Below are 23,287 nucleotides of genomic sequence, written 5' to 3'. Positions count from 1 at the left end.
GCCCGGCCGTGAAGTGGGGATGCAGAGAAGCGTGATGAGCGTGAGTGACGCGAAAAGCGCGCGTGGCGCGATGCGAAGGGGAGAGATGCTGAAGATGTCCGGCCGGCGGAACGAGGAGTCGGCTCCGAAAGGCGGCAAGCGGCGCGCGAGTGTCGTGCGCGTCTTCGGCGCCGTGAGTGTCTTCTCGCTCGCCACGGTGGGGCTCGGAGCGAGCGCCGCAGCGGCTGCGCCCGCCGATGCATCCATCTCGGGCGTGGTCACCGAACTCGACCGCCCCGTCTCTGAGGTCGTGGTTTCGGCCTACCGCTGGGATTCGGCGGCCGACGCCTACGTCTTCGAGCAGGAGACCGACACAGCCGGCGACGGTTCGTGGACGCTCGAGTTCCTTCCGGATGGCGAATACACCCTCGACTACGGCACCGAATTCTCGTCGGCGCGCTTCGCACTGGGCGAATCCCTGGCGGGCGACGACGACTACAGCGACGACGAGCCGCAGTTCGCGGTGACGGGGGCCGCGACATCCGCGACGCCCTTCGCCGACGTCGACCTGCGCCTGCTGGGCGGTGCCCTCGAACTGACCGTCACGGCTGCCGACGGCACACCGCTCATCGACCTCGACGATGCGGCCGCCGAGCTGCGCGGCAAGACACTCGACGGCGCGACCGTCTCTACCACCAAGACCTTCGCCGACGAAGAGGGGCTCGTGACGATTCCTCGCGTGCCCGTGGGCAACTATGTCGCCTACGTCGGCTCGGCGGGCAGTACGCCCGCGCCCGTCGCTCTCGGTGCATCCATCGAGGCGGGGGAGACCGTCGACTACGGCGCGCACGCCATCCCCGCGGTCGCGGACGGGGCGGTCGCGGCCACCGGAACCCTCGCAATGAGCGAGGCCCCGCGCGTCGGCTCGGCAGTCGATGTGACGCTGCCGACCTTCGATCCGGCCGGAGATCCCGTCGAATACCGCTGGTACGCCGACGGCACCCTGATCGAGGATGCGACGGGCGCCACCTTCACGCCCACCGACGACGAACTCGGCACCACCCTCACGGTCTGGGTGTTCGCGCACGCGGCCGGCAAGGACCCGTACCTCGAGAGCGCACGCGCGTCGGCGGTCGTCGTCGCGGCTGACGACCCGTCGGCTACCCCGACCCCGACCCCGACCCCGGCTCCGACGGCCGCGCCGACACCGGGCGTCCCGTCCGACAACGCCGGCTCCGCATCGCCGGCTCCGGGTGCGACCCCGGGCGGCGGTGGTCCCGGCGACCTCGCTCAGAGCGGTGTCGCCCCCACGCTGGGCGTCCTCCTGGCCGCGGCCCTCGTCGCCGCCGGCCTCGTCCTTGCGCGCCGCTACCGCGCTCGCGCCGCCGGCGCTGATGCTGGAGTCGATGCTTCTAGCGAGGAGTAAGCAGCTTCCCTGACAGGGCGCCCGACCTCTAACCGGTTGGGCGCCCTTCGTCATTCAGCAGTGACACATTCGTGTTACGATACGAAACGTGCCGTATCTTTCTGATCAACCGCTCGAAGTCTCCGCATCGTCGACGCCTACCTCGACGACATCCACGGGAGGCCGCCCCCGCGACGCCGTGCGCGAGGCGCAGATCCTCGCGACTGTGCTCGACATGCTCGCCGATACGGGCTACGACAGCATCACGTTCGAGGAGGTCGCGCGTCGCGCCAAGGCATCCAAGGCCACCCTTTACCGTCGCTGGCCCACCAAGCGCGACATGGTCGTCGCCGCGGTCAAAGCCGGGCCGTCGTCAGGCCACACGCAGGACGCCATCGATACGGGCTCGCTGCGCGGCGACCTTCTCGCGCTGTGCCACCGCCTCAACAACACCCTGCGCGCCAGCGACGGTTCGATGAGCCTCATGTTGCTGCAGGCCGGCCTCGAGGATGCCGAACTCTGCGAGTATCTCGAGGTCGCCACGGGCCCGACCGGCGCGCGGTTGCCCGCCCCCGTGCTCGAGGCCGCGATCGCCCGCGGCGAGCTCCCGGCCGGCGCGAAGCCCTTCCCCTACGAAGAGGTGACGGGTTCGGTTCTCCTCCTCCGGCGCCTGAACGGCCTCACGGTCGACGACGCCTACCTCGACACGCTCATCGACAGCATCCTCATCCCCGCCCTCGCCGCCAGTGCGACAGCCCCCTCCGAACCGCCGCGCGGCATCTTCTCCGGCGCGCCCGCCTCCGACTGACCCCTCCCGAAAGGCATCATGAACGACATCTCCAGCCCGGCCCCGCTCGCCATCGACGGCTTCCGCACCGAACGCATCGCCGCCGCGCCGGGTGTCTCGCTCAACGTCGCGGTCGGGGGCTCGGGCGCCCCCATCGTCCTCCTCCACGGCTTTCCGCAAACCCACCTCATGTGGCGGGATGTCGCGCGCGACCTTGCGGCGACCAACACCGTCATCGTCCCCGACCTCCGGGGTTACGGCGCGAGCGACAAGCCCGAAGAGACCTCGCCCGACGTCTACTCGAAGCGCACCATGGGTGCCGACATCGTCGCCATCGCCCGCGAACTCGGCCACGAGAAGTTTTCGCTCATCGGCCACGACCGCGGCGCACTCGTCGCGGTTCGAGCGAGCCTCGACCACCCCGAAGTCGTCACCCACCTCGGCATTCTCGATGTGCTCCCCACCCTCGACATGTGGGATGTCTTGCACGGCGTCGACGCGAAAGTGGCGTGGCACCTCTACCTGATGGCCCAGCCGGCCGGCCTCCCCGAGCGCATGATCGCGGCCACCGGCGAAGAGTTCTTCGCATCATTCCTCGACGCATGGGACACCGACGGCACGACGTTCCCGCCGCACATCCGCCAGCACTACGTCGATGCATCGGTCGCGGCCATCCCCTCGATCGTCGCCGATTACCGCGCCTCGGCCGGCATCGACCTGGACCTCGACCGAGCCGACCGCGCCGCGGGTGCACAACTCGCCATGCCCGTCGGCATCCTCTCTCAGGACTGGGGTTCACAGCTGGGCTTCGACGCATCGTCGCTCTGGGCCGCCTGGGCCCCCGACCTCACCTACGAGCCCAGCCAGGCCGGCCACTACATGGCCGAGCGCGCCCCCGTCGACGTCGCCGCCTTCATCCGCGGCCTCGTCGCCCGCTAGCCCGCGGCCCGGCTGTCCGCGAGCCCCGCGGCCGAAACGGGCCTCGCCGGAGGTGGAGTTCGAGCGCGCATAACCTCTAGGCAACGAAATATGCGCCGGCATACCGCTTCGGGATGCGGTGTGGCACGGTCGAGTCATGAGCTCGCCACGGTGCCACCCACGCTCGGTCTCGTCAGCCGCGGCGTCGCTCACCCTCGTCGGTTTCACGCTCACACTTACCGGATGTGCCGGGTGGGGTGGCGGCGTCGCGTGCACCGCCATCGGCTACACCCAGTCGCTGACCGTCGTCACGGTGGGGCAGGTGGCGGAGGTGGCATCCATCGAGTTCTGCGACGTTGAGGGCCGCTGTTCGCTCACCGCCGAGCAACGCGCCGAGGACGACACCGTCGGCTCGGTCTACGACGTCGTGCCCGTGAACGGCTCGACGTGGCAGGTCACGCTATTCGCGGGACAGGTGCCCGAAGCTACCGTGACTGCCTACCGGGAGGATGGCTCGACCGCCGGCGCAATCACGACGCCTCTCGCGTGGACGTGGCTTCCGGACGACCAGGTTTGCGGTGGCCCAACGGCTGCCTTCCCGGTCTTCCTGCCCGTCGGCTAGGCGCTGCTATTCGGCCAGCGTGAGCGGCAGCTGCTCCGAGAACACGCGCGTGGTGGGCGGCGCCGCGAGCAGTTCGCGGATGCGTCCGCCCCCGCCCTCGGGAGTCGCGCGCCACTCGACGTACCGCGTGTGGTCGATGGTGCTCGCCCACTTCTCGACGACGATCATGTTGGCAGGGTCGTCGTCCGAAACGAGCACCTCGAGGCCCTCGTTACCGGGCCAGGCGCGGGTCGCCGCCAGCGTCTCGCTGAGGATCTCGGACGCATCGGCGAGCTTCGCCGGGTCGAGCTGGATCTCGAAATGCACGATCGTAGTCATGCTCAACCCAACGTGTCAGGGCTGGCCGTATTCCGTGGGCGAGCCCGCAGTCACCAGCCGATGAGCTGCGACCAGACGGGCGCGGATGACACGGCGATCCAGGCGGCGGCCGAGATCGTGATGCTCACCGCGGCGGTGGCGACGACGAGCAGGACGACCGCGGATGTCCCGGCGCGCACGGCCTCGGTCGACGTGTTGTCGTCGATGTCTTCCTCGTTCTCGGCCAGCAACAGCCCGAGAGCATCCTCGTCGGTAGTCATGTTCCCGCCCCTCGTCACTCGTCGGTTTCGACCCTAGCAAGGGGACGGCGCGTCGAGGGCGTCGAGTTCATCGAGGGCTTTCCTGGCCCGGTCCAACCTGTCGGCGGGGGTGTCGTCCCACCAATACGGCCCGCGCTCGCCGAGCCCGTGTTTGGCGAGGCCGACACGCCTGCGTGCCGCCGCAACGGCATCGTCGTCGGCATCCTTCTTCGCCGTGCGCACGCCCGAGCGCCCGCGGCCCAAATGTGATTTCAGCGCAGCGACGACGTCCTCGGGCAGGCTCGGGTCGGTGCGTCGCCAGCGCCGCCCGTTGACGACGAGCCAGCGCTCGTCGTCGGTCGCCTCGCTATCGGGCGCACCGGATTTGGGCGCGCCGGATTGCGCGGAGGCGGTTTCGTCACCGGGGGACATGGGCCGCCCGCCCTCAGACGAGTTCCACCTTGATCCATCCGGGTTCGCGACGGTCGAATGCCTCGTAGGCGGCGATCGCGTCGCCGATGTGCTCGTGCTCGGTGATCAGCGCGGTCGGGTCGAACTGGCCAGACGCGACGAGGTCGATGAGGGGAGGTGTCACCGAATGGTGGTCGCAGTTGCCCGCTCGAATCGTGAGGTTCTTGTTCATGGCTTCGCCGATCGGGTACTGCTCGACCGTCGGTGAATACACGCCGATGATGCCGATGCGGCCGTATTTGGCCACGACCTCGACCGCCCAGCGCGCCGCCTGGGAGGGGCCGTCGCCCGGCTTCCACTGGGTGGCGTCGGGGTCGGCATCCGGCGCGATCTGCGCGACCTCGGCGTCGAATTTCGCGGCGTCCTCGTCGGAGACCGCGGCCGGCCCGCGCTTCGGGCGCTCGGCATCCACACCCACGGCATCGATCACGCAGTCGGCTCCGATGCCGTTCGTGAGATCCATGATGGTCTGCACGGGGTCTTCGCGGTTGTAGTCGACGATCTCGCAGTTCTGGGCCAGGGCGGCGGCGAGACGCGTCTCCTCGCCGTCGACGATGATGACCCGTCCGGCGCCCTGCTTGAATGCGGATGCCGCGGCGAACTGCCCGACGATGCCGGCACCGAAGACGACCACCACGTCGCCACGGGTCACGCCCGCGAGCTCGGCGCCGAACCATCCGGTCGGGAAGATGTCGGAGAGCAGGATCGCCTGTTCGTCGGAGACGTTGTCGGGCAGCGGGTGCATGCTGTTCTGGGCCCACGGGATGCGCGCGTACTCCGCCTGCAGGCCGTCGATGGGGCCGGTCGTCTCGGGGCCGCCGAAGAAGCTCGTGCCGGCCTGCGGGCCGTTCGGGTTGGCCACATCGCACTGGCTGGTCTTGCCCATGCGGCAGTAGCGGCAGGCGCCACACGACATGGTCGAATTCACGACGACGCGGTCGCCGGGGCTGAAACCGCGCACGGCGTCGCCCACTTCGACGACCACGCCGACGGCCTCGTGGCCGAGGATCGTTCCCTCTCGCATGGGCGCCATGGTGCCGCGCACGAAGTGCAGATCGGTGCCGCAGATGGCGCTGCGCGTGATGTGGATGATCGCGTCGTGCGGGTCCTGAATGGTGGGCTGCGCCACCTCGTCGAGTCGGATGTCGCCGATACCGTGCCAGACAACTGCCTTCATGATGAACCCTCGTTTCCCGCTGCGCGTGTCATGTCTCGTGTCTTGTGTCGTACTTTCGTCGAGACACCAGTCAAACCGCCGCTTCGACCCCGCAACAGGGCATGGCCACCCGCCGGACGCGCGGTTATCGTGTGCCCGCCGGCATTGTGCCCACGCCGCCCGCCTGCGACGATGAACCCCGATGACTGATACCGAGCGTTACCTCCAGGCCTATGACGAACAGCTCCGAACGGATGCCGAGACCCCGAGCGCGGTGAGCGTCACCCACCTCGGCCCGCTCCGGCTCGTCACCTTCGCCGGTGGCCGAGGTTTCATCACCTACCAAGACCTCGGCGATGCGGATTCCGGAGCCATCTCCGCGCTCGTGGAAGATGCGCTGGCGCACTACGTCGTGCAGCCCGAGATCACGCGTGTCGAGTGGAAGACCCGTGGGCACGACCGGGCGCCCGGCCTCCACGAGGCCCTGCGGTCGAACGGTTTCGAGCCCGACGAGGTCGAATCGATCATGATCGGTCCGCTCGAAGCCCTGGCCGGCGACATCCCGACACCCCCGGGTGTGACCCTTCGCGTCGTCACCGACGAGGCGGATGTCCGCGCGATGAGCGCCATGATCGACGAGGCATTCGGTGAAGACGTCGACCCCGGCATCGCCGATGCGTTGCTCGCCCGCCTCGCCCGCAACGACGGTATGCAGCTCTGGGTGGCCGAGACCGACGGCCGCATGGTGTCGGGCGGCCGCCTCGAACCGGTGCCCGGCACGGACTTCGTCGGCATCTGGGGCGGCGCCACCCTCGAGGCTTATCGCGGCCGCGGCATCTATCGCGCGCTGACGGCCGCCCGCGCGCGAGCCGCCCTGGCCCTCGGCAAGACCCTCGTCCACAGCGACTCGACCGAGTACTCGCGCCCGATCCTCGAGCGCTCAGGCCTCGTCAAGGTCTCGACCACGACCCCCTACCGCTGGGTGCGCTGACTCGTCGCGCAGAGGCCGCTCCCAGTCCATCGCGCTGGAGTAGACCCCGAGAATGCGCACCTGAAAAACCGTCAGGTCGTATGCCACAGTGATGCGGCGCTCGAAGCCGGTCACCCGCACACCCGGCGCGATGTCGTCTCGGGCCTTGCCGAGATCGGGGAAGTCGGCGAGGAGTTCGCAGTGCTCCAAGATGCGATCAACATAGCGCGATGCCCGATCAACCGAGCTTTGCTCGGTTATGTAGAGCTGGAGGTCTAGAAGCGCTCGTTCCGCCTGCGGGGCGAAGACGAGCGCCCGTCTCATGCGGTGTCGCCGCGGAGCTGAGCGAGTCGAGCGCGAACGTCGTCGATGGTTCTCGCGGCACCGGGATCGTTTTCGAGCGTCTGGGCGGCAGCCGCCACGTCCTCGCGCAACCAGCGTTCGATGGCGGCGTCTCGTGCGAGAAGGCTGCGGATGCCGTCGCGAATTACTTCGCTCTCGCTGGCATACCCGCCCGTTTCGACCCGCTCGCGAACGGCGTCAGCCATATCTTTCGGCAGCGTGATGCTCATTTGACGAGTCGTGCGCATGATCGACCTCCGATGAATAGGATTCAATCCTACTCCGCGATCTCGCTCCCCGACAGGGTCAGACGGAGTCTGACCGCTCAGCCGCGGCGGCCGAAGAGGGAGCGCCGGGACGAGGGGCGCGTGTAGAAGGGCTGGAGGCTCGTGAGCAGGTGTTTCTCGCGCGGGCCGGCGAATGCGACATCCACGGGGTGCACCTGGGAGTAGTAGACGAGGGCGCTGCCCAGGTCGTCGCTCACGGCCTCGCGCGTGTCGCGTGACCCGACGAGTACGAGCAGGTAGGCCTGGTCGTTGTTCTCGGGCGTGACCTTCCAGCCGAGGAACGCACGCTCGACCTGGGGATGCCGCGCGAAGAGCTCGGCAAGGGTCTGCTCCATGCCATCCGGAACCTGCGCGGGCGCGCCGACGAGAACCTCGGTGTCTTTCGCGAGCACGTTCGGGGTCATGGGGGCGATGCCGTCGAGCAGCTGCGCGATCTCGCCCGGCAGGAACTCTTTGCCCTGCGGCGAATGCGGGTTCAGCCCCAGCCGTGCGCCGCGCGTCATGTCCCAGAACGCGCGGCACGGCAGTGCGAGGTAGCGGGTCTCGTAACCCGGGATAGCGGCCTGGGTCTCGGCGAGCCGCGCCTCCGACGTGTAGAACGGCTGCACCGAGCTGCCGTCGGCCGACGTGAGGGGAGCGAACGTGGCCATCTGCCCCTCGCCGTCTGCGGCCGGTTCGGCCCACCCCGGCACCAGCACGGTGCTGTCGAGCAGTGCCGCCAGGAAATCCGGGATGCCTTGCCCCGTATCGGCCGCGCGGATGAGAAGGGCTTCGAGCGTCGTCTGTTCGCTGTTTTCCACGCCGCGAGCCTACCTCCCGGTCACGATCTCCGCGTCATCTTCTCGGCGTTACCGCCCCGAAGTAGCGGTCCCCGCGCTATCGCCCTGTGCCGCGTCGGCGGGAGCGGGGTCGCCCGCGGGTCGCTTCGTCACGAGGATCTCGGCGATCCGGCGGCGGTCCATCGCTGTGACCTTCAGTGAAGCATCCTCTAGCTCGATGACGTCGCCGACGGCCGCGAGCCGCCCGAGCCGGTGGACCACATACCCGGCGATGGTGTCCCAGGTGCCGCGAGGGATGCTCACTCCCGCGGCCTCCTCGAAGTCCTGGATGTTGAGACGGCCGTCGACGACACCGCCCTCGTCGGCGAGTTCGCGGGGTGCGGCATCCGTGTCGTATTCGTCGAAGATCTCGCCCACGACCTCTTCGACCAGGTCTTCGAGCGTGACGATGCCGTCGGTGCCGCCGTATTCGTCGACGACCACCGCGATCTGCTGGTTCTGGGCGCGCATGCCGGTGAGCGTGGGCAGCACACGCGCGGTCGACGGCAGATAAGGGATGTCGCGGCTCACGTCTCCGAGCGGCCGCGAGCTGTCGGTGGCGGCGGCGTCATACAGGTCGCGCACGTGCACGAACCCGGTGATGTCGTCGATCGACTGGTCGACCACGGGGTAGCGCGAGAACGGCAGGCCCTGCACGCGGTCGACGGCCTCCGCGATGGTTCCCGCGCCGTCGAGCGCCACGACCTCGGGCCGCGGACGCATGACCTCGCTGATCTGGCGGTCGCGGAGCGAAAGCACGTCGTCGAGGATGCGGCGCTCGTCCTCGGGCAGGCCCTCGTGGCTCGACACGATGTCGCGCAGCTCTTCGTCCGAGAGTTCGTCGCTCGACTTGTTCGGGTCTCCGCCCAGCAGCCGCACGACGGCGTTGGTCGACAGCGAGAGCAGCCAGATGACGGGCCGCATGAGATGCGCGAAACCGTTGAGGACGGGCGCGACGGCGTACGCGAACTGCGCGTTTCGTTGGATGGCGAGCCGCTTGGGCGCGAGTTCGCCCAGCACGAGCGACAGGTAGGCGATGATGAGCGTCAGCGTGATGGTCGCGATGGTGCCGGCGAGTTGCTCGCTGAGACCCCAGGCCACGAAGAGCGGCACGACGGATGGCGCGATCGACGACGCTCCGTAGGCCGCCGACGCGAAGCCGGCCACCGTGACGCCGATCTGCACGGCCGAGAGGAAGCGGTTCGGGTTGCGGGCCAGGCTCGCGACCTTCTCGCCGCGTTTGCCGCGCTGGGCGATGGCGTTGACCTGGCTCTCGCGCAACGTGACGAGGGCCATCTCGGTGGCCGCGAACACGCCTCCGATGAGCACGAACACGAAGACGAGGACGATGTTGAGCAGAAGGTCGCCGTTCATCGGGCCACCCCCTGCGAGGTGCGGTGTGCGCTCGGGGTCACCCGGGCGCTGGGTCTATGGCAGTCGGTCGATGGTTCGACGGTGCGTGTCATGGACGCAGCCTATTGAGCTTTTCTCAGAAAACGCCCGGGGTGGCGGGGTCGGTGCCGTCTGGGGCGGATGCGTCGGTGCGTGTGCGCGGCGCGTGGAAAGCGACCATGTCATGTGTTGGCAGGGAGAAGGTGACGCGATCTCCGGCGTCGACGTCGAGGGATGCCCACAATCGCAGTGGTACGTCGGCGAACACCAGCGCCGTCCGCACTCGCACCGTGTCTCCGTGCGGTTCGACGTCGAGGATGGTGTCGACGATCTCGCCGCGACGATCGAGGCCGGTCGGAATCCCGTCGACCGGTCGCGCTGCAGAGTCCAGCTGCGCGTCGTCGCCCACCCGTGATCGCATCGGCAGCGTTTCCGGACGGGTGAGTCCGACCAAGGCAGGCGGGAGGACGGCTACCCAGCGCGCGGCCGCCCGCTCCGTTGCGTCGGCAGTTTCGCGAGGCGAGTCCGGCACAACAGCCGGCTCGGTGCGTTCACGCGGAGGCAGCGGGATGCGGAGCCCGTCGTCCGTGTGCAGGACATCGCCGCGTCGCTCACCCTCGAAGAAGTTGAGGCCCGCGAGCTGCGCCATGAACGGCGTGCGCGGTCGTTCGATGAGGTCACGGGGTGAGCCCTGCTCGACGATGCGGCCGCCGTTCATGACGAGCGCGCGGTCGGCGAGTGTGAGCGCATCGACCACATCGTGCGTCACGAGAACGGTCGTGCGATCGGCGAGTACTGTCCGCAGCAGGCGGCGCAGGTCTGAGGCCACCCGCACGTCGAGCGCCGACATCGGTTCGTCGAGCAGCAGCACCTCGGGGTCCGTGGCAAGGGCACGCGCGATCGCAATGCGCTGAGCCTGCCCGCCGCTGAGAGTCGCCGGCATGCGATCGGCCAGGGATGCGGCATCCACCCGCTCGAGCCACCGAATCGCCGTCTCGCGCGCGACCCGTCGTGACGCCCCCGCGCTGCGCGGGCCGAATGCCACGTTCTCGAGCACCGACAGGTGCGGGAACAGCAAGGCATCTTGCGCCAGCAGGGCCACACCGCGGCGATGCGGCGGCACGCTCACCCCGTGGTCGAAGAGCGGGCGAGAGCTGCGGATGCGGGAGCCAGCGTCCGGCGCGATGATCCCCGCGATCACGCCCAAAGCGGTCGACTTGCCCGACCCGTTCGGCCCGAGCACCGCCACCGTCTCGCCCGCCCTTACTTCGAAGGAAACCTCGACGTCGCGTGCATCGTGCCGGAAAGCAGTATCGATCCCAACGCCCGGTCTGCGTCGCTGAGGCACCACGTCCGCGTCCTCATCAGGCGGCACGCCGACGTCAATCGCATCGGCTCTGCCAGCGGTCTTGTGACGGCGACCTCGAAGACTGGGGGAGTTGCCGCCCGCGGCTCGGTCGTCGTTCGACTCCGGGTCGGCCTCGGGGCGGCCGGCCAGCTTGGCTCTGCGGGCGCCCGGCTGCAGCCCGGCCAGCCACTGCGAGGCGACGACGATGAGCACCGCGACCAGGACGAGCACGAGGGAGAGGGCGACCGCGGCATCCGGGTCGGTCTCGCGCTGCAGATAGATCTCGAGGGGCAGCGTGCGGGTGGTGCCGGCGAGGCTGCCCGCGAAGGTGAGGGTGGCACCGAATTCGCCGAGCGCGCGGGCGAACGAGAGCACGGCGCCCGACACGACGGCGGGCAACAGGAGCGGCAGCGTGACGCGCAGGAACGTGGTCGTCGGCCCGGCCCCGAGGGTGGCGGCGACGGTCTCGTAACGGCCGCCGAACGTGCGCAGGGCGCCCTCCAGGCTCAGCACCAGGAAGGGCAGCGCGACGAATGTCTGGGCGAGCACGACGGCGGTCGTCGAGAAGGCGATGTCGATGCCCCACGAGCTGAGCAGCTGGCCGATGGGCCCGCGCCGTCCAAACGTGTAGAGCAGGGCGATGCCCGCGACGACGGGCGGCAGCACGAGCGGCAACAGTACGAGCGCACGCACCACGCGCTGTCCTGGAAAGCGTGTGCGCGCGAGCACGACGGCCAGAGGCACGCCGAAGACGAGACACAACAGCGTGGCGGTGAGCGACGTGCGCAGGCTCAGCCCGAGGGCCTGCAGCGACGATTCCGACGTGACGAGCGGGATGAATTCGCCCCCGTTCACGCGGGCGATCATCGCGACCAGCGGCACCACCACGAACAAGCCGCCGAAGGCCGCAACGACGAGGAGCCACCGCGGAACGCCGACGTCTTGCGCCGGCGTCCCACCGCCCGCGTTCGCGCCCGCGGCGCGCCGGGGCGTCACCTTCGGCACCGCGAGTGGGTTCACGGGGCACCGAATCCGGCCGCGGCCAGAACTTGCTGGCCGGCCGGGCTCGCGACGTAGGCCACGAACGCGCGCGCGACATCCGATTCTGCCGTGCCGCGCAACGAGGCGATCGGGTAGGTGTTGACGGCTTCGGACGACTCGTCGAACGGGATGCCCCGCACGGCGTCGCCCGCAGCGCGCACATCGGTCACATAGACGAGCCCGGCGTCGGCTTCGCCCGAGGTCACCTTGCCCAGAACATCCGTCACCGACGATTCCTCGCTGACGGGCCGGATGTCGACGCCCGACGCTTTCTCGATGACCGCCGTCGCCGCACCGCACGGCACCTGCGGCGCGCAGACGACGGTCTTCACGCCGGCGCGAGCGAGGTCGTCGAGCGACCCGATCTCGGCCGGGTTCGACGGCGGCACCGTGATCTCGAGCGTGTTGGTCGCGAAGTCCGTGCTCTTGCCGTCGAGCAGGTCGCTGTCGGCGAGCTTCGCCATGTTCGTCGTGTCGGCCGACGCGAACACGTCGGCGGGCGCGCCCTCGACGATCTGCGTGACGAGGTCGGACGATCCCGCAAAGTTCAGCGTCACCGTGGTGCCCGGATAGGCGGCCTCGAAACCCGAGGCCAGCTCGGTGAAAGTGCCCGTGAGGGATGCGGCCGCAAACACGGTGATCTCGCCGGTGATTGCGCGCGAGCCATCCGATTCGCCGGTTTCTGCCGCGGCCCCGCCATCGGACGGAGACGAACAGGCCGCCACTCCGGCTACGAGCGTCATGCCGACGCCAAGCGCGAGCGCGATGTCGCGGAGCCGATGCCTGGCCGTGCCCCGCTCACCCATGCGCAGCGCGCCGGCTGTGCTCGGCCTGCCCCCGAAGGCCTGGCGCAACAGCGGTCGGTCGCGCTGAGGCCGACTCACGAGCTGCGTCCCGGCGTCTCGACGATGACGTTGGTGGCCTTGACGATGGCGATGGCCAACGAGCCGAGTTCGAGGCCCAGTTCGCGCACGGCCTCGCTGCTCATGAGCGACACCACGCGGTGCGGACCGGCCTGGATCTCGACCTGCGCCATGACCGTGTCCATGACGATGTCGGTGACGATGCCGACGAAACGGTTGCGGGCCGACCGGCCGATCTCGGACGGGTCGGCGGGCAGCACGGCATTCTCACGCGCCAGCCGGGCCAGCGACAGGCCGTCGACGACGGTGCGCCCCGATGCATCCTTCTCGCTTTCGAGGGCGCCGCTCTCGACCCAACGGCGCACCGTGTCGTCGCTCACGCCGAGAAACTGGGATGCTTCACGAATCCGTATCTGCGTCATGAAAGCAACTTTAGTCACGCAAAAGCGGCTTGACGAGGCGCTGGGTGCACGACCGGCCGACCACGCCGTCAACCGGGATCAGTTCGGAATCACCTGCGCCAGGATGAGCGCTCCGCCGATGATCACGGTCGGCACGATCCAGATCAGCGACCCGATGCCGAAGCCCATGCGCAGGCGTCGGCCCTTCTTGCTCACCTGTCCGCGCTGGGCGGTCCTCGGATTGGCTCGGCGCGGGTCGCCCGGGATCGCTGTCATGCCGGCGCCCGCGAGCGACGCCTGGCGCGCAACGTCGACCTCGATCTCGGCCGCCGAACCCGCCAAGCCGGCCGTCGACAGGGCGCGCGCGCGGTCGATTCCGCTCTCGCCGCCGAGGCGGTCGTCGCGCCAGCGTTCCCAGCGGGTCAGCTTGGCGCTCACGGCGTCGACGGCGTCGGTGAGGGCATCCCAGCGATCGGGGGAGAGCGTGACGACGTCGCGCGTGGACACGAGGAACAGCCAGTCGTCGATGATCTCGACGTCATAGCCGCGCACGTCGTCCATGAGGCGCGTCATCACGTCGGGGGTGAACAGGTAGAGGGCATCCCGCTCGTAGCCACGCGGGCAGAACAGGGTGAAGTGTTCGTCGAAATCACCCTCGAGGGACAGCTTCTGCGCGCCGCTCGGCACGGTCGCCAATGACAGACGCCGCGAGCCCGGGCCCCGAGACTGCAGCACGATGTGAGGAAGGCTCGTCGCGAGGCGCAGGGCCGCGTAGCCGCCGAACTGCGTGTTGCGGCTGCCCTGCACGCCCGTCAGCAGTTCGTAGTTCGCGATCTCGATGGGTCGGGGCCCGGTCGAGCGGAAGACCCGCGCCACGCGGAAGATGCCGCGATCGGCCCAGGGTGTGAGGTGCATCGTGACGAAGGGGCCTGGAACGTAGACCAGTCGGTTGACCAACGCGAACCACGTGAAGCGGTAGTGCCGCTTGGGCGTGTCCCGTCGCGCGCGCAGGCGCAGCCACGCCCACAGGATCACGCAGAAGGCGACGAGAAGGAGCATGCCGAACCCGAACATGCCGGCGAGCTCGGAGTTCTTGTTGGGCTCGTCGTCGGCCAGCTCGGCGAAGAAGCCGATGAGCAGGCCGAACACGCCGAAGGGCGTGATGAACACGCCGACGCCGAGGATGAACCGCCGGAAACGGGCCATGGGGGCCCGCGCGATCGGATAGTCCTGCACGAACCTCTTGTAGAAGGCCCGCACATCGCGCCGCTTCACGCGCGCCGTCAGGGGCGCGGTGTTGAGAGTCGTATTCTGGCCCGCGAACGTGGTCACGCAGCATCCCCCTGGTCGTCGGGCCCGACCGGCCCTCCCTCAAAAATACGGGATGCGCGCGCCTCCGCTCGACGTGACGTGCGCCCTCGGGTGACCTCGCGTCGAGGACTCAGGCGCGGGCGGTGGCGAGGAGTTCGTCGAGGAGGGTGGCGTAGGGGATGCCGACGGCGTCGAACATCTTCGGCACCTGCGAGTCGGGCGTGAAGCCGGGCATGGTGTTGACCTCGTTGAGGAGGACGCCGTCGGGGGTGACGAAGAAGTCGAAGCGCGCGATGCCGCGGCAGCCGAGTGCCGTGAACAGGGTGTTGGCGGCCGAGCGCAGGGCGTCGAGTTCGGCGTCGGTGACGCGCGCCGGGATGACGAAGGGCACGTGGCCGCCGTACTTCTGGTCGGTGCCGAAGACGTCCCCCGATGCGACGGCGATCTCGAGCGCGGGGCCGATGGTGCGGTGGCCGTCGGAGTGTTCGAGCACCGCGACATCCACCTCGCGCCCCTCGACGAACTGTTCGATCAGCACGTGTTCGTCGTGGCGGCGGGCCTCGTCGACAGCGGCCGGCAGGTCGGATGCCCGGGCCACCACGGTCACACCGTGACTCGACCCGGCGGCCACGGGCTTTACGACGACGGGGTACGTGAGGCCAGCGGCCGAGACGCTCTCGGCTACCGTGACCGCGGGAGATGACACCCCGCCCTCCGCCATGACCCGACCCCCTACGACGTAGACGGCCGGCGCCGTCGCGATGCCGAGCGCCCCGGCGATGAGCTTGGTGACCCATTTGTCCATCGCCAGGGCGCCCGGGCGGATGCCTCCCCCCACGACAGGCACCCGCACCACCCCCATGAGGGCCGCCATCGTGCCGTCCTCCCCGTTCACGCCGTGCAGCGCGGGGAACACGACATCCATCCCCTCGAGCCCCGCCACCGCCTCGGCCGCCGTCAGACGCGAGCGTTCGTCAGTGGCCGAACCATCGAACCACCCGCCGTCCCGGCCGATCGTGAGGCGATAGACGTCATACCGCTCACGGTCGAGTGCCCCCGCGACGCCAGCGGCCGAGGCCAGAGAGACGTCGTGTTCGCCGGAGGCGCCGCCCCCGATCACGCAGACGCGCACGCGTTCGTCGGGGGTCAGATCAGATCGCTGCACAATTCTTCTTTCGTCGGGGGAGGGCCCGGTCGCTGCCGGCGGGTCGATCGGTCGAACGGGCGAGGGTGGGCGCGGCCGCGGGTTCGCGCACGCCATTCGGGGCCGCCGGGATGGTGCGTCGGTCCACCCGGTGCACACGTGCACCGACGCCCACGACGATGTCGTGTTCGAGTGTGCCCGCCCAGTCGGCCCACTCGGCCACGGTCGGTTCGCCGGAGGTTCCCGGGCCGAACACCGTGGCGCGTTCGCCGGGCTGGATGCCGTCGTCGCCGACATCCACCACGATCTGGTCCATCGAGAACAGGCCGACGACGGGGTAGCGGCGGCCGCGCAGCTGCACGAGGGCGCGGCCCGAGGCCGTCCGCGGCAACCCGTCGCCGTAGCCGAGTGGGAGAAGCGCGAGCGTGGTTTCGGAATCGGTTGTATACGTGTGCCCGTAGCCGACACCCGAACCGCGCGGAACGCGCCGCACCGAGACGACCGGGGCCGTGAGCGTGAGCGCCGGTCGCAGCGCCACCGTGCGCGACGGGTCGATGCCGTAGAGCCCGGCCCCCACCCGGCTGAGTTCATAGTGCGTGTCCGGCCGGGTGAGCGTCGCCGCGCTCGCCGCCAAGTGACGAATCCTCGGCGAGAGTCCGCGGCGGCGAGCCACCCGCACGCCGTTCTCGAAGATCATGCGCTCGCGGTCGGTCTCGGGGGAGGTCGGATCCGAGGCGCTCGACAGATGCCCCATGATGCCCACCACGTCGATCGAACCCTGCGCCTGCCACAGTCGCGCCATCTCGCACAGCGCCGCCCATTCACCGCGCGGCGCACCGTCGCGGTTCATGCCAACGTCGAGGTGCAGGTGCACGCGGGCGGTGCGACGGGCACGGGATGCCGCGGCCGCCACGAATCGTAACTGCCTCATGCTCGACACCGCCAGGTCGACGTTGGCGCGGATGGCCGCCTCGTAGTCGGCGTCGAGCGGGTTGAGCCAACTCAAGAGCGGGGCCGCGGGCGCGTCGGCGCGCAACGTCAGTGCCTCGCCGATGCTCGTTACGCCCAACCAATCGGCTCCGTTCGCGAGCACGAGGGGCGCGAGGCTGCCGTGTCCGAAACCGTCGGCCTTGAGCACGGCCATGAGTTGCCCGGCGGTGCGCTCGCTGAACAGGTGCGTGTTGTGGGCGATGGCTGCGGCATCCACCGTCAGTTCTGCCGTCGTGTGCATCGGTCCCCTTTTCCCTCGATCCGACGCTACGCAGGCGTTCGTGAGGGCGCCTCAGCCTGTGGGCCCCCTTCGCGCGGGCGAAACGGTCCTGCAGGATGATCGCGACCCGGCCGATCGGCCAAGGCCGGGATGAGCGACCGCGGTGAATGCACGCGGCTTCGGGAGTCGGTTCATGAGCGGCCGGGATAATGGGCACACAGGCCGTGGACCGCGCGGTGCCGGAGAGGACCGCATGAAATTCGACCTGCACGACGTTCCCGAACGCGTCTCGACGGGCACGCTGCCCGCACCCGATCTCGTCGACGAGTTCGTGGAGGAGGCGCACCAGAGGAACCGCTCGCTCGATGGCGGGGCCGTTGCCGACTACATCCCCGCGCTCGCCGATGCCGACCCGAACCTTTTCGGGGTGTCGGTGGTCGACGTTTCAGGTGATGCGCATGACGCGGGCGACACCGACCACGCGTTCTCGATCCAGTCGATCTCAAAGGCCTTCGTCTATGCGCTCGTCTGCGAAGAGCTCGGGCACGACGCCACCTACGAGCGCGTGGGCGTGAACAACACGGGCATGCCGTTCAACTCGGTCGTCGCGATCGAGCTCAACGAGGGGCACCCCATGAACCCCATGGTGAACGCCGGTGCCTTGACCACGACATCCCTCGCCCCCGGCACGGGCGATGAACAGTGGCGCTGGATCTGGAAGGGGCTCTCGGCTTTCGCGGGCCGCCACCTGGTCTTGGACGACGACGTCTATCGCTCGGAGCGGGCCGGCAACCAGCGCAATCAGGCCATCGCGCGCCTGCTCGAGAGCTATGGGCGCATCGAGAAGGATCCGCTCGAGGTGGTCGACGTCTATACGAAGCAGTGCTCGCTTCTCGTGACGGCTCGCGACCTCGCCGTCATGGGGGCCACGCTGGCGGATGGCGGGGTCAACCCCATCACGAAGGAGCGCGTCGTGGCGCCGCACGTGTGCCGCGACACCCTGGCGGTGCTCGCGGCGAACGGCCTCTACGAGCGCTCGGGCGAGTGGCTGTTCGAGGTCGGAATCCCCGGCAAATCGGGCGTCTCGGGCGGCATCGTCACGGTCGCGCCCGGCAAGGCGGGCATCGGCGTGTTCTCGCCGCCGCTCGACGACGCCGGCAACAGCGTGCGCGGCAAACAGGCCACGGCGTTCCTGTCACGTGCCCTGGGCCTGAACGTGTTCGCCTCGGATGCCTTCGCGGAGGCCTCGATGACGGCCACCGCCGAAGCGGCCGACGACGACGATGCCTCGGGGGAGGAGATCGACGAGCGGGCCCACGATCTCTCCGACCAGGAGGAGGCGCAGGAAGACGCCGAAGACGTTGCAGCATTCGACCATGCGATGGCCGAGGAGGGCGACAACGTGCCCTGGGATCAGGCCAAAGCGGACCTCGACTGAGCCGTAAGGACGTCTACGAGCGCTGATCCACCTGATGCCTCGGGCTGTCCGGGTTCATGAGGGAGTGGCGGCGGCCATACGCGAAGTAGATGACGAGGCCGACGAGCAGCCAGATGCCGAAGCGCAGCCAGGTCTCCCAGTGCAGCTGCAAGATGAGGAAGCCTGAGGCGAGCACGCCGAATGCGGGCACCACGGGCATCCACGGAAGGCGGAAGGTGCGCGGGGCGTCGGGCTTGGTGCGGCGGAACACGATCACGGCCACGCATACGACCACAAACGCGGCGAGGATGCCGATGTTGGTCAGATCGGCGACCTGCTTGATGGGCAGGATGCCGGCGAGGACGGCCGCGGCGGCCCCGGCGATCCAGGTGACGCGTTGCGGAACGCCCCGGCGGTCGGTCTTGGCGAACCAGCCGGGCAGCAGGCCGTCGCGGCTCATCGAGAACCAGACGCGCGTGACGCCCAGCAGGAACGTGAGCATGACGGTGAGGATGGAGAGCACGGCGAACACGGCGATGATCGTGGCGATCACGGGCAGCCCCACGCTCGAGAACGCCGACGCGAACCCGGCCGTCGGGTCGATCTCGGTGTAGTTCTGCATGCCGGTCAGCACGAGCGTGGCGGCCACGTAGAGCAGCATCGCGATGACGAGCGACAGGATGATGGCCTTCGGCATGTGCTTCTTGCCGTCCTTGGCCTCTTCGGCTGCGGTCGACATGGCGTCGTAGCCGAACACCGCGAAGAACACCGTGGCCGCACCCGCGAAAACGGGCCCGAAGCCGTTGGGCAGGAACGGGTCGTAGTTTGCCGTGTCGATGTAGAACACGCCGAGTCCGATGATGAACAGGATGAGCACGACCTTGATGGCCACGGCGACGAGCTCGAATCGCCCGAACGCCTTGGTGCCACGGCTCAGGATGAAGGTCACGAGCAGGCAGACGACGATGGCGGGCAGGTTGATCACGCCGCCCTTACCCTCGTCGGCGGTCGACGTCATCCACGCGGGCATGTGGATGCCGATGCCCGACAGTGCCGCATCGAAGTAGCCCGAGATGCCGATCGCCACGACCGCCACGATGGCGACGTATTCGAGCAGCAGATCCCAGCCGATGAACCATCCGATGATCTCGCCGAGGGCGACGTAGCCGTAGGTGTAGGCCGAGCCGGCGCGCGGGATCATGCCCGCGAATTCGGCGTAGGAGAGGGCGGCGGCGGCCGACGCGAGACCCGCGATGAGGAACGAGAACAACACGCCGGGGCCGACGGCGGCGGATGTCTCGCTGCCGTGCGCCACGAGGCCGGCGAGCGAGAAGATGCCCACGCCGATGATGCCGCCCACGCCGATGGCGGTGAGCTGCCAGAGGCCGAGGCTCTTGAAGAGCTTCGAGCCTTGCGACTCGTCGCCCGGTGCGTCGATGGGTTTCTTGCGCATGATGGAACGCGCGTGATCGTTGGTGCTCATTGGTACTCCCGATGACAGCGGAAACGGCTCGACTCTGAGTCGCCTGCACGAAGCATAGCCCCCGTTCGGGTGACAGCGCGGCCCCTCTCGGGGCGGATGTCGGGGCACGGCCCCCGCGCGACGGCCTAAGCTCGAAGCATGTGGCTCACGAGCGATGGCACGATCAACCTGAGGGCTTTTCCGACCGACCAGTTGGTGAGCTACGACCAGGCGTTGGCGGCGCTCGCCGCGGTCGACGCCGATGAACTCGAAGACCTCGAGCAGTTCGTGCTCGAGAGCCAGGACGGCGTCAACGAGGACATCGAAGAGACCATGCAGTTCTCCGAGGCCGAGGCGGCGTTCGAAGATGCCTCACTCCCGGACGAGGTCGACGCGGCGCTCGATTGGGCCGCGCTGACCGACATCGATCGGCGGGGTGACGCGCTGCACGACATCCCGCTGCGCTGGCGGTATGACGTGCTGGTCATGTTCGAGGACCTGATCGACGAGGCGAAGGCCGAACCCGAGCGCTTCTGAGCCGGGGCCGGCGCCTGACGAGAGCCGTCTCGCGGCGGCGTTCGGCGCACGAGAATTACCGCTCTGCGGCAGCGTGCTCCAGGTCGAGGAGCGCCTGTTTGGCCGCGAACCCGCCGATGTAGCCGCCTAGTGAGCCGTCGGAGCGCACGACCCGGTGGCACGGCACCACGATGGGCAAGGGGTTGGTCGAGCATGCGGTCCCGACTGCTCGCACGGCACCGGGGTTGCCGACGAGCGCCGCCATCTCCTTGTACGACGCCGTGCGACCGTAGGGGATCTCCGGCAGGTGCTGCTGCACGAGCCGACGAAAACCGGCCGAGAGTCGCAGGTCGAGGCTGAGATCGAAGGCCGTGCGGCGACCACCGAAGTAGTCGTCGAGCTGGCGGGCCGGGGCATCCAGCCGGGCGGGGGCGTTGAGGATGCGGCGACCCACCGCGCCACCGAGCGTGTCGAGCACGGCGTCGAAGTTCTCGTTGGCGAAGGCCACGCGCACGAGACCGGCGGCGGATGTCGCGAGCAGAAGGTCTCCGACGGGGCTGTCGATCGTGCGGAACGCCAGGTCGAGCAGTTCGGCGTCGGCGGCGGCGTCGGCCAGGCGGGCGCGCAGGGTGTCGAGGTGCGCGGGAGGTGTCGGCGGGACGGGCAACCCATCGACGTGGGTGAGCGGGTTCGGCGAGACCGGCGTCGCGTCGAGATGTGCCGGTTGCGTCGCCGGGATGGGCCGCTCGGTGGGGTTCGCGGGTGTTGTCGGCGAGGGGGGCGCGGTGTCGGCCGCGCGGGGCTGGCTGTGGTCGGTCATGAGGTCTCCTCAGACAGGAAAGCGGTGGGGGGTGCCGGGGCGGGGGCCGAGGCTGGCCGGGGTGCGGCCGGTGGTTCGACGAGGATGGCGCGCAGCGACGTCATCCCGTCGGCGGCGGCGCGGCGGGCGGCATCCGTCGATCCGCCGAGGATCTCGGCGACGTCGCGATAGGGCAGGCCGCCAAGGTGGTGATAGGCCACCGCCAGGCGCTGCTTGTGCGGCAGGGTGGCGAGGGCTGCCCAGAGGTCGAGCTCGCCCGCATCCGGAATGCCTGTCGTCGATGCGCGCTCGGGCAGGTCGCCGACGGGGATGGCGTGGCGGCTGCGGGCACGCGTGATGTCGATGGCCTTGCGATGCGCGATGGTCACGATCCACGCCTCGACGTTGGCCGTCAGGGGCAGGGTGGGCCACGCGCCGAGGGCCGCCAGGAACGTTTCGGACCACGCGTCGTCGGCGTCGGTGTGCGGCCCCAACACGGCGCGGCAGACGCGCAGGACCGTCTCGCCGTGTTCGGTCACGACCCTGTCGAAAGGCGGTTTCGTTGTCATCATGGGGAAGACGCGCGGGCACACCCGAACGTGAGATCGGCGGGCGGACGGGCTGTCTTCGACAGTAGTGCCCCCGCCGGCGGGTCGCCCCCGTCGTCGACGGGCGAGCAGCGCGGTGCGCACCCGGACCGGGGAAGGTGCAGACGAAAACGGCCGCCCGTGCCCCGAGGGGAACGAGCGGCCGTCGGTCGAGCCGTGGTTAGGCGTTCGTGCGAGCGTTCTCGCGGCGACGCAGGCTGACTCCGGCGAGGCCGAGGCCACCGATGACGAGGCCCAGGGCCGTGACGCCGATCCATCCGTTGGCCGCCGAAGCGCCCGAGTTGGCGAGCGCGTCGGCCGAGTTGCCGCCGCCCCCGTTGGCCCCGCGGGTGGAGCTCGGGATGATGAGCACTGCGCCGTCGTCGGTTCCGGTTCCGTCGCCCGGGGTGCCGTTGCCGTTGCCCGTGCCGTCACCGGGGGTTCCGGGTCCGGTCGTGCCGCCGGTTCCGTCGCCGGGTGTCGGCGAGCCGCTGTCGGTGGGGGTGCCCGGACCGGTCGTTCCGCCGTCGGTCGGCGTGCCCGTTCCGGGAGGCGTGGCCGTTTCGGTGGGGGTGCCTGTTCCGGGCGGTGTGGCCGTGTCGGTCGGCGTGCCGATGAGCGGAGCCGTGACGCAGGTGGTCGACTGGAACACGTTGGACTGCAGCGAGACCTGCCCGTTGCGGGCCAGCGCGCGGCCGTCCACACGGGTGCCGGTGGTCACCGAGATCGACTGCAGCGCCATGATGGTGCCGGTGAAACGGGAGTTGGTGCCGAGCACGGCCGATTCGGCGACCTGCCAGTAGACGTTGCAGCTCGAGGCGCCGTCGAGCAACGCGATGCGGCTGCTCGAGGCGGTGATGAGGGTGCTGGCTGCCTGGAAGATGAACACCGCATTGGGGTCGCCCTGCGCGTCGAGCGTCAGGGTGCCCGAGACGGCGAGGGGGCCCGAGGCGGTGTAGACGCCGCCGACGAGGGTCTGGCCGACGAGGTCGCCCGCGACGCTCGCGGTGGTGGCCCGGCTCCTGGCGTCGTCATAGGCGACGAGTAGGGATGCTTTGGCGTCGGCCGCTGCGGCCGCGACGCGGGTGGTGCCGCCGACGATGCCGGGCGGGAAGCCCGTGATGGCCGAGCCGGGCGTGGTGCCGAGGTCTCCGTCGAGGACCGTGAGGCCCGTGTTGGTCACGGTCTCGCCGCCTAGGACCGAGTAGCTGGCGACGGCTCCGAGGCCGACGGGCGCTTCGGCGGCGAAGGCCGCCGGCGCGCCGAGGTTGATGATGAGTGCGGCCGTGCCGGCGACGGCTAGGGCCGCGCCCCCGAACAGACCGATCGGGCGCCGACGGAGGCCGGCGCGGTGAGTAGTGATGTGTTTCTGCGTGTCGGTTCCCATGGGAACCCCAATCCGCCCCCGAATGAGCGGGGGAGCAACAGCTCAAGGTGAGCTAGTCCGCAGATTATCGTTCACAGGGTGCTCCAAACGAGAGCCG

General features: G+C 69.4%; 24 protein-coding genes and 2 pseudogenes. 7 read left to right on the top strand and 19 right to left on the bottom strand.

Annotation, left to right across the window (positions count from 1 at the left end; translation table 11 throughout):
* Positions 1-85: 85 nt before the first annotated feature.
* From ACZ6IE_RS12440 to ACZ6IE_RS12425, 4 genes are all read left to right on the top strand, one after another.
* Complete coding sequence (locus tag ACZ6IE_RS12440; protein WP_464608200.1) at positions 86-1,405, top strand: hypothetical protein; 1,320 nt, start codon at positions 86-88, stop codon at positions 1,403-1,405.
* A gap of 88 nt (positions 1,406-1,493) precedes the next feature.
* Positions 1,494-2,192: a TetR/AcrR family transcriptional regulator gene (locus ACZ6IE_RS12435; protein WP_464608199.1), complete on the top strand. Its 699-nt coding sequence runs from the start codon at positions 1,494-1,496 to the stop codon at positions 2,190-2,192.
* An 18-nt stretch (positions 2,193-2,210) separates the two neighbouring features.
* On the top strand, positions 2,211-3,110 hold the full coding sequence (locus ACZ6IE_RS12430) for an alpha/beta fold hydrolase (protein ID WP_464608198.1): 900 nt from the start codon (positions 2,211-2,213) through the stop codon (positions 3,108-3,110).
* A 136-nt stretch (positions 3,111-3,246) separates the two neighbouring features.
* Positions 3,247-3,711, top strand: coding sequence for a hypothetical protein (locus ACZ6IE_RS12425; RefSeq protein WP_464608197.1), 465 nt, complete (start codon positions 3,247-3,249; stop codon positions 3,709-3,711).
* A 6-nt stretch (positions 3,712-3,717) separates the two neighbouring features.
* On the opposite strand, the gene ACZ6IE_RS12420 is transcribed toward ACZ6IE_RS12425, so the two are convergent.
* Genes ACZ6IE_RS12420 through ACZ6IE_RS12405 form a run of 4 tightly spaced genes read right to left on the bottom strand, consistent with a single transcriptional unit; the run spans position 3,718 to position 5,916 of the window.
* Positions 3,718-4,029, bottom strand: coding sequence for a putative quinol monooxygenase (locus ACZ6IE_RS12420; protein ID WP_464608196.1), 312 nt, complete (start codon positions 4,027-4,029; stop codon positions 3,718-3,720).
* Positions 4,030-4,079: 50 nt separating this feature from the next.
* Positions 4,080-4,289: a hypothetical protein gene (locus tag ACZ6IE_RS12415; protein ID WP_464608195.1), complete on the bottom strand. Its 210-nt coding sequence runs from the start codon at positions 4,287-4,289 to the stop codon at positions 4,080-4,082.
* A gap of 33 nt (positions 4,290-4,322) precedes the next feature.
* Positions 4,323-4,700 (bottom strand): biopolymer transporter Tol, encoded by a 378-nt coding sequence (locus tag ACZ6IE_RS12410; RefSeq protein WP_464608194.1) that lies wholly within the window; start codon positions 4,698-4,700, stop codon positions 4,323-4,325.
* 13 nt (positions 4,701-4,713) lie between these two features.
* Positions 4,714-5,916, bottom strand: coding sequence for an alcohol dehydrogenase catalytic domain-containing protein (locus tag ACZ6IE_RS12405; RefSeq protein ID WP_464608193.1), 1,203 nt, complete (start codon positions 5,914-5,916; stop codon positions 4,714-4,716).
* Positions 5,917-6,097: 181 nt separating this feature from the next.
* Here ACZ6IE_RS12405 and ACZ6IE_RS12400 point away from each other — a divergent pair, with 181 nt between their 5' ends.
* Positions 6,098-6,886, top strand: a complete 789-nt coding sequence (locus tag ACZ6IE_RS12400; protein ID WP_464608192.1) for a GNAT family N-acetyltransferase — start codon at positions 6,098-6,100, stop codon at positions 6,884-6,886.
* On the opposite strand, the gene ACZ6IE_RS12395 is transcribed toward ACZ6IE_RS12400, so the two are convergent.
* The 11 genes and pseudogenes from ACZ6IE_RS12395 to alr all read right to left on the bottom strand — a co-directional run bounded on the left by ACZ6IE_RS12395 (position 6,836) and on the right by alr (position 17,043).
* Entirely contained in the window at positions 6,836-7,189 is a 354-nt protein-coding gene (locus ACZ6IE_RS12395) for a type II toxin-antitoxin system RelE/ParE family toxin (protein WP_464608191.1), read from the bottom strand. The two genes, ACZ6IE_RS12400 and ACZ6IE_RS12395, sit on opposite strands and share 51 nt — an antisense overlap.
* Positions 7,186-7,437, bottom strand: coding sequence for a ribbon-helix-helix domain-containing protein (locus ACZ6IE_RS12390; RefSeq protein WP_464608190.1), 252 nt, complete (start codon positions 7,435-7,437; stop codon positions 7,186-7,188). Before ACZ6IE_RS12390 ends, ACZ6IE_RS12395 begins: the two co-directional genes overlap by 4 nt.
* Positions 7,438-7,532: 95 nt before the next feature.
* On the bottom strand, positions 7,533-8,294 hold the full coding sequence (locus ACZ6IE_RS12385; protein ID WP_464608189.1) for an enhanced serine sensitivity protein SseB C-terminal domain-containing protein: 762 nt from the start codon (positions 8,292-8,294) through the stop codon (positions 7,533-7,535).
* A gap of 48 nt (positions 8,295-8,342) precedes the next feature.
* Positions 8,343-9,686: a hemolysin family protein gene (locus tag ACZ6IE_RS12380; protein WP_464608188.1), complete on the bottom strand. Its 1,344-nt coding sequence runs from the start codon at positions 9,684-9,686 to the stop codon at positions 8,343-8,345.
* Between the two features lie 115 nt (positions 9,687-9,801).
* Positions 9,802-11,052 carry a sulfate/molybdate ABC transporter ATP-binding protein gene (locus ACZ6IE_RS12375; RefSeq protein ID WP_464608637.1) on the bottom strand — a complete coding sequence of 417 codons (1,251 nt, stop codon included), beginning with the start codon at positions 11,050-11,052 and terminating at the stop codon, positions 9,802-9,804.
* A gap of 192 nt (positions 11,053-11,244) precedes the next feature.
* Positions 11,245-12,048, bottom strand: a pseudogene (locus tag ACZ6IE_RS12370) (ABC transporter permease); the annotation flags it as partial.
* 20 nt (positions 12,049-12,068) lie between these two features.
* Positions 12,069-12,836, bottom strand: coding sequence for a molybdate ABC transporter substrate-binding protein (modA, locus tag ACZ6IE_RS12365; RefSeq protein ID WP_464608187.1), 768 nt, complete (start codon positions 12,834-12,836; stop codon positions 12,069-12,071).
* A 137-nt stretch (positions 12,837-12,973) separates the two neighbouring features.
* Entirely contained in the window at positions 12,974-13,378 is a 405-nt protein-coding gene (locus tag ACZ6IE_RS12360; RefSeq protein ID WP_464608186.1) for a TOBE domain-containing protein, read from the bottom strand.
* Positions 13,379-13,456: 78 nt separating this feature from the next.
* A complete protein-coding gene (locus ACZ6IE_RS12355; protein ID WP_464608185.1) occupies positions 13,457-14,689 on the bottom strand; it encodes a hypothetical protein in 1,233 nt (410 codons plus the stop codon).
* A gap of 109 nt (positions 14,690-14,798) precedes the next feature.
* Entirely contained in the window at positions 14,799-15,833 is a 1,035-nt protein-coding gene (locus ACZ6IE_RS12350; RefSeq protein ID WP_464608184.1) for a D-alanine--D-alanine ligase, read from the bottom strand.
* Positions 15,820-17,043 (bottom strand): alanine racemase, encoded by a 1,224-nt coding sequence (gene alr / locus ACZ6IE_RS12345; protein ID WP_464608183.1) that lies wholly within the window; start codon positions 17,041-17,043, stop codon positions 15,820-15,822. Before alr ends, ACZ6IE_RS12350 begins: the two co-directional genes overlap by 14 nt.
* A gap of 232 nt (positions 17,044-17,275) precedes the next feature.
* Between alr and glsA the strand changes: the two are divergent.
* A pseudogene (gene glsA, locus ACZ6IE_RS12340) lies at positions 17,276-18,262 on the top strand (glutaminase A); the annotation flags it as partial.
* A gap of 211 nt (positions 18,263-18,473) precedes the next feature.
* Here glsA and ACZ6IE_RS12335 read toward each other — a convergent pair.
* Positions 18,474-19,922: an amino acid permease gene (locus tag ACZ6IE_RS12335; RefSeq protein ID WP_464608182.1), complete on the bottom strand. Its 1,449-nt coding sequence runs from the start codon at positions 19,920-19,922 to the stop codon at positions 18,474-18,476.
* A 138-nt stretch (positions 19,923-20,060) separates the two neighbouring features.
* Here ACZ6IE_RS12335 and ACZ6IE_RS12330 point away from each other — a divergent pair, with 138 nt between their 5' ends.
* Entirely contained in the window at positions 20,061-20,438 is a 378-nt protein-coding gene (locus tag ACZ6IE_RS12330) for a hypothetical protein (RefSeq protein ID WP_464608181.1), read from the top strand.
* A 55-nt stretch (positions 20,439-20,493) separates the two neighbouring features.
* Here ACZ6IE_RS12330 and ACZ6IE_RS12325 read toward each other — a convergent pair whose 3' ends face one another.
* The 3 genes from ACZ6IE_RS12325 to ACZ6IE_RS12315 form a co-directional block, all read right to left on the bottom strand.
* Positions 20,494-21,237, bottom strand: coding sequence for a methylated-DNA--[protein]-cysteine S-methyltransferase (locus ACZ6IE_RS12325; RefSeq protein WP_464608180.1), 744 nt, complete (start codon positions 21,235-21,237; stop codon positions 20,494-20,496).
* Positions 21,234-21,785 carry an RNA polymerase sigma factor gene (locus ACZ6IE_RS12320; RefSeq protein ID WP_464608636.1) on the bottom strand — a complete coding sequence of 184 codons (552 nt, stop codon included), beginning with the start codon at positions 21,783-21,785 and terminating at the stop codon, positions 21,234-21,236. The genes ACZ6IE_RS12325 and ACZ6IE_RS12320 overlap by 4 nt, the downstream gene beginning before the upstream one ends.
* Positions 21,786-21,984: 199 nt before the next feature.
* Positions 21,985-23,190, bottom strand: coding sequence for an ice-binding family protein (locus ACZ6IE_RS12315; RefSeq protein ID WP_464608179.1), 1,206 nt, complete (start codon positions 23,188-23,190; stop codon positions 21,985-21,987).
* Positions 23,191-23,287: the final 97 nt, after the last annotated feature.

The sequence above is a fragment of the Okibacterium sp. AC114 genome (assembly GCF_979253355.1).
Note: the sequence above shows the minus strand (reverse complement) of the source record. Positions and strands in the feature narration are given on the sequence as shown.

Bases quoted from the DNA above. Each gene is read 5' to 3' on its own strand.
- ACZ6IE_RS12440 (WP_464608200.1), top strand. From the start codon at position 86: ATGCTGAAGATGTCCGGCCGGCGGAACGAGGAGTCGGCTCCGAAAGGC.
- ACZ6IE_RS12430 (WP_464608198.1), top strand. From the start codon at position 2,211: ATGAACGACATCTCCAGCCCGGCCCCGCTCGCCATCGACGGCTTCCGC.
- ACZ6IE_RS12425 (WP_464608197.1), top strand. From the start codon at position 3,247: ATGAGCTCGCCACGGTGCCACCCACGCTCGGTCTCGTCAGCCGCGGCG.
- ACZ6IE_RS12420 (WP_464608196.1), bottom strand. From the start codon at position 4,029: ATGACTACGATCGTGCATTTCGAGATCCAGCTCGACCCGGCGAAGCTC.
- ACZ6IE_RS12415 (WP_464608195.1), bottom strand. From the start codon at position 4,289: ATGACTACCGACGAGGATGCTCTCGGGCTGTTGCTGGCCGAGAACGAG.
- ACZ6IE_RS12410 (WP_464608194.1), bottom strand. From the start codon at position 4,700: ATGTCCCCCGGTGACGAAACCGCCTCCGCGCAATCCGGCGCGCCCAAA.
- ACZ6IE_RS12405 (WP_464608193.1), bottom strand. From the start codon at position 5,916: ATGAAGGCAGTTGTCTGGCACGGTATCGGCGACATCCGACTCGACGAG.
- ACZ6IE_RS12400 (WP_464608192.1), top strand. From the start codon at position 6,098: ATGACTGATACCGAGCGTTACCTCCAGGCCTATGACGAACAGCTCCGA.
- ACZ6IE_RS12395 (WP_464608191.1), bottom strand. From the start codon at position 7,189: ATGAGACGGGCGCTCGTCTTCGCCCCGCAGGCGGAACGAGCGCTTCTA.
- ACZ6IE_RS12390 (WP_464608190.1), bottom strand. From the start codon at position 7,437: ATGAGCATCACGCTGCCGAAAGATATGGCTGACGCCGTTCGCGAGCGG.
- ACZ6IE_RS12380 (WP_464608188.1), bottom strand. From the start codon at position 9,686: ATGAACGGCGACCTTCTGCTCAACATCGTCCTCGTCTTCGTGTTCGTG.
- modA (WP_464608187.1), bottom strand. From the start codon at position 12,836: ATGACGCTCGTAGCCGGAGTGGCGGCCTGTTCGTCTCCGTCCGATGGC.
- ACZ6IE_RS12360 (WP_464608186.1), bottom strand. From the start codon at position 13,378: ATGACGCAGATACGGATTCGTGAAGCATCCCAGTTTCTCGGCGTGAGC.
- alr (WP_464608183.1), bottom strand. From the start codon at position 17,043: ATGCACACGACGGCAGAACTGACGGTGGATGCCGCAGCCATCGCCCAC.
- ACZ6IE_RS12335 (WP_464608182.1), bottom strand. From the start codon at position 19,922: ATGAGCACCAACGATCACGCGCGTTCCATCATGCGCAAGAAACCCATC.
- ACZ6IE_RS12330 (WP_464608181.1), top strand. From the start codon at position 20,061: ATGTGGCTCACGAGCGATGGCACGATCAACCTGAGGGCTTTTCCGACC.
- ACZ6IE_RS12325 (WP_464608180.1), bottom strand. From the start codon at position 21,237: ATGACCGACCACAGCCAGCCCCGCGCGGCCGACACCGCGCCCCCCTCG.
- ACZ6IE_RS12320 (WP_464608636.1), bottom strand. From the start codon at position 21,785: ATGACAACGAAACCGCCTTTCGACAGGGTCGTGACCGAACACGGCGAG.
- ACZ6IE_RS12315 (WP_464608179.1), bottom strand. From the start codon at position 23,190: ATGGGAACCGACACGCAGAAACACATCACTACTCACCGCGCCGGCCTC.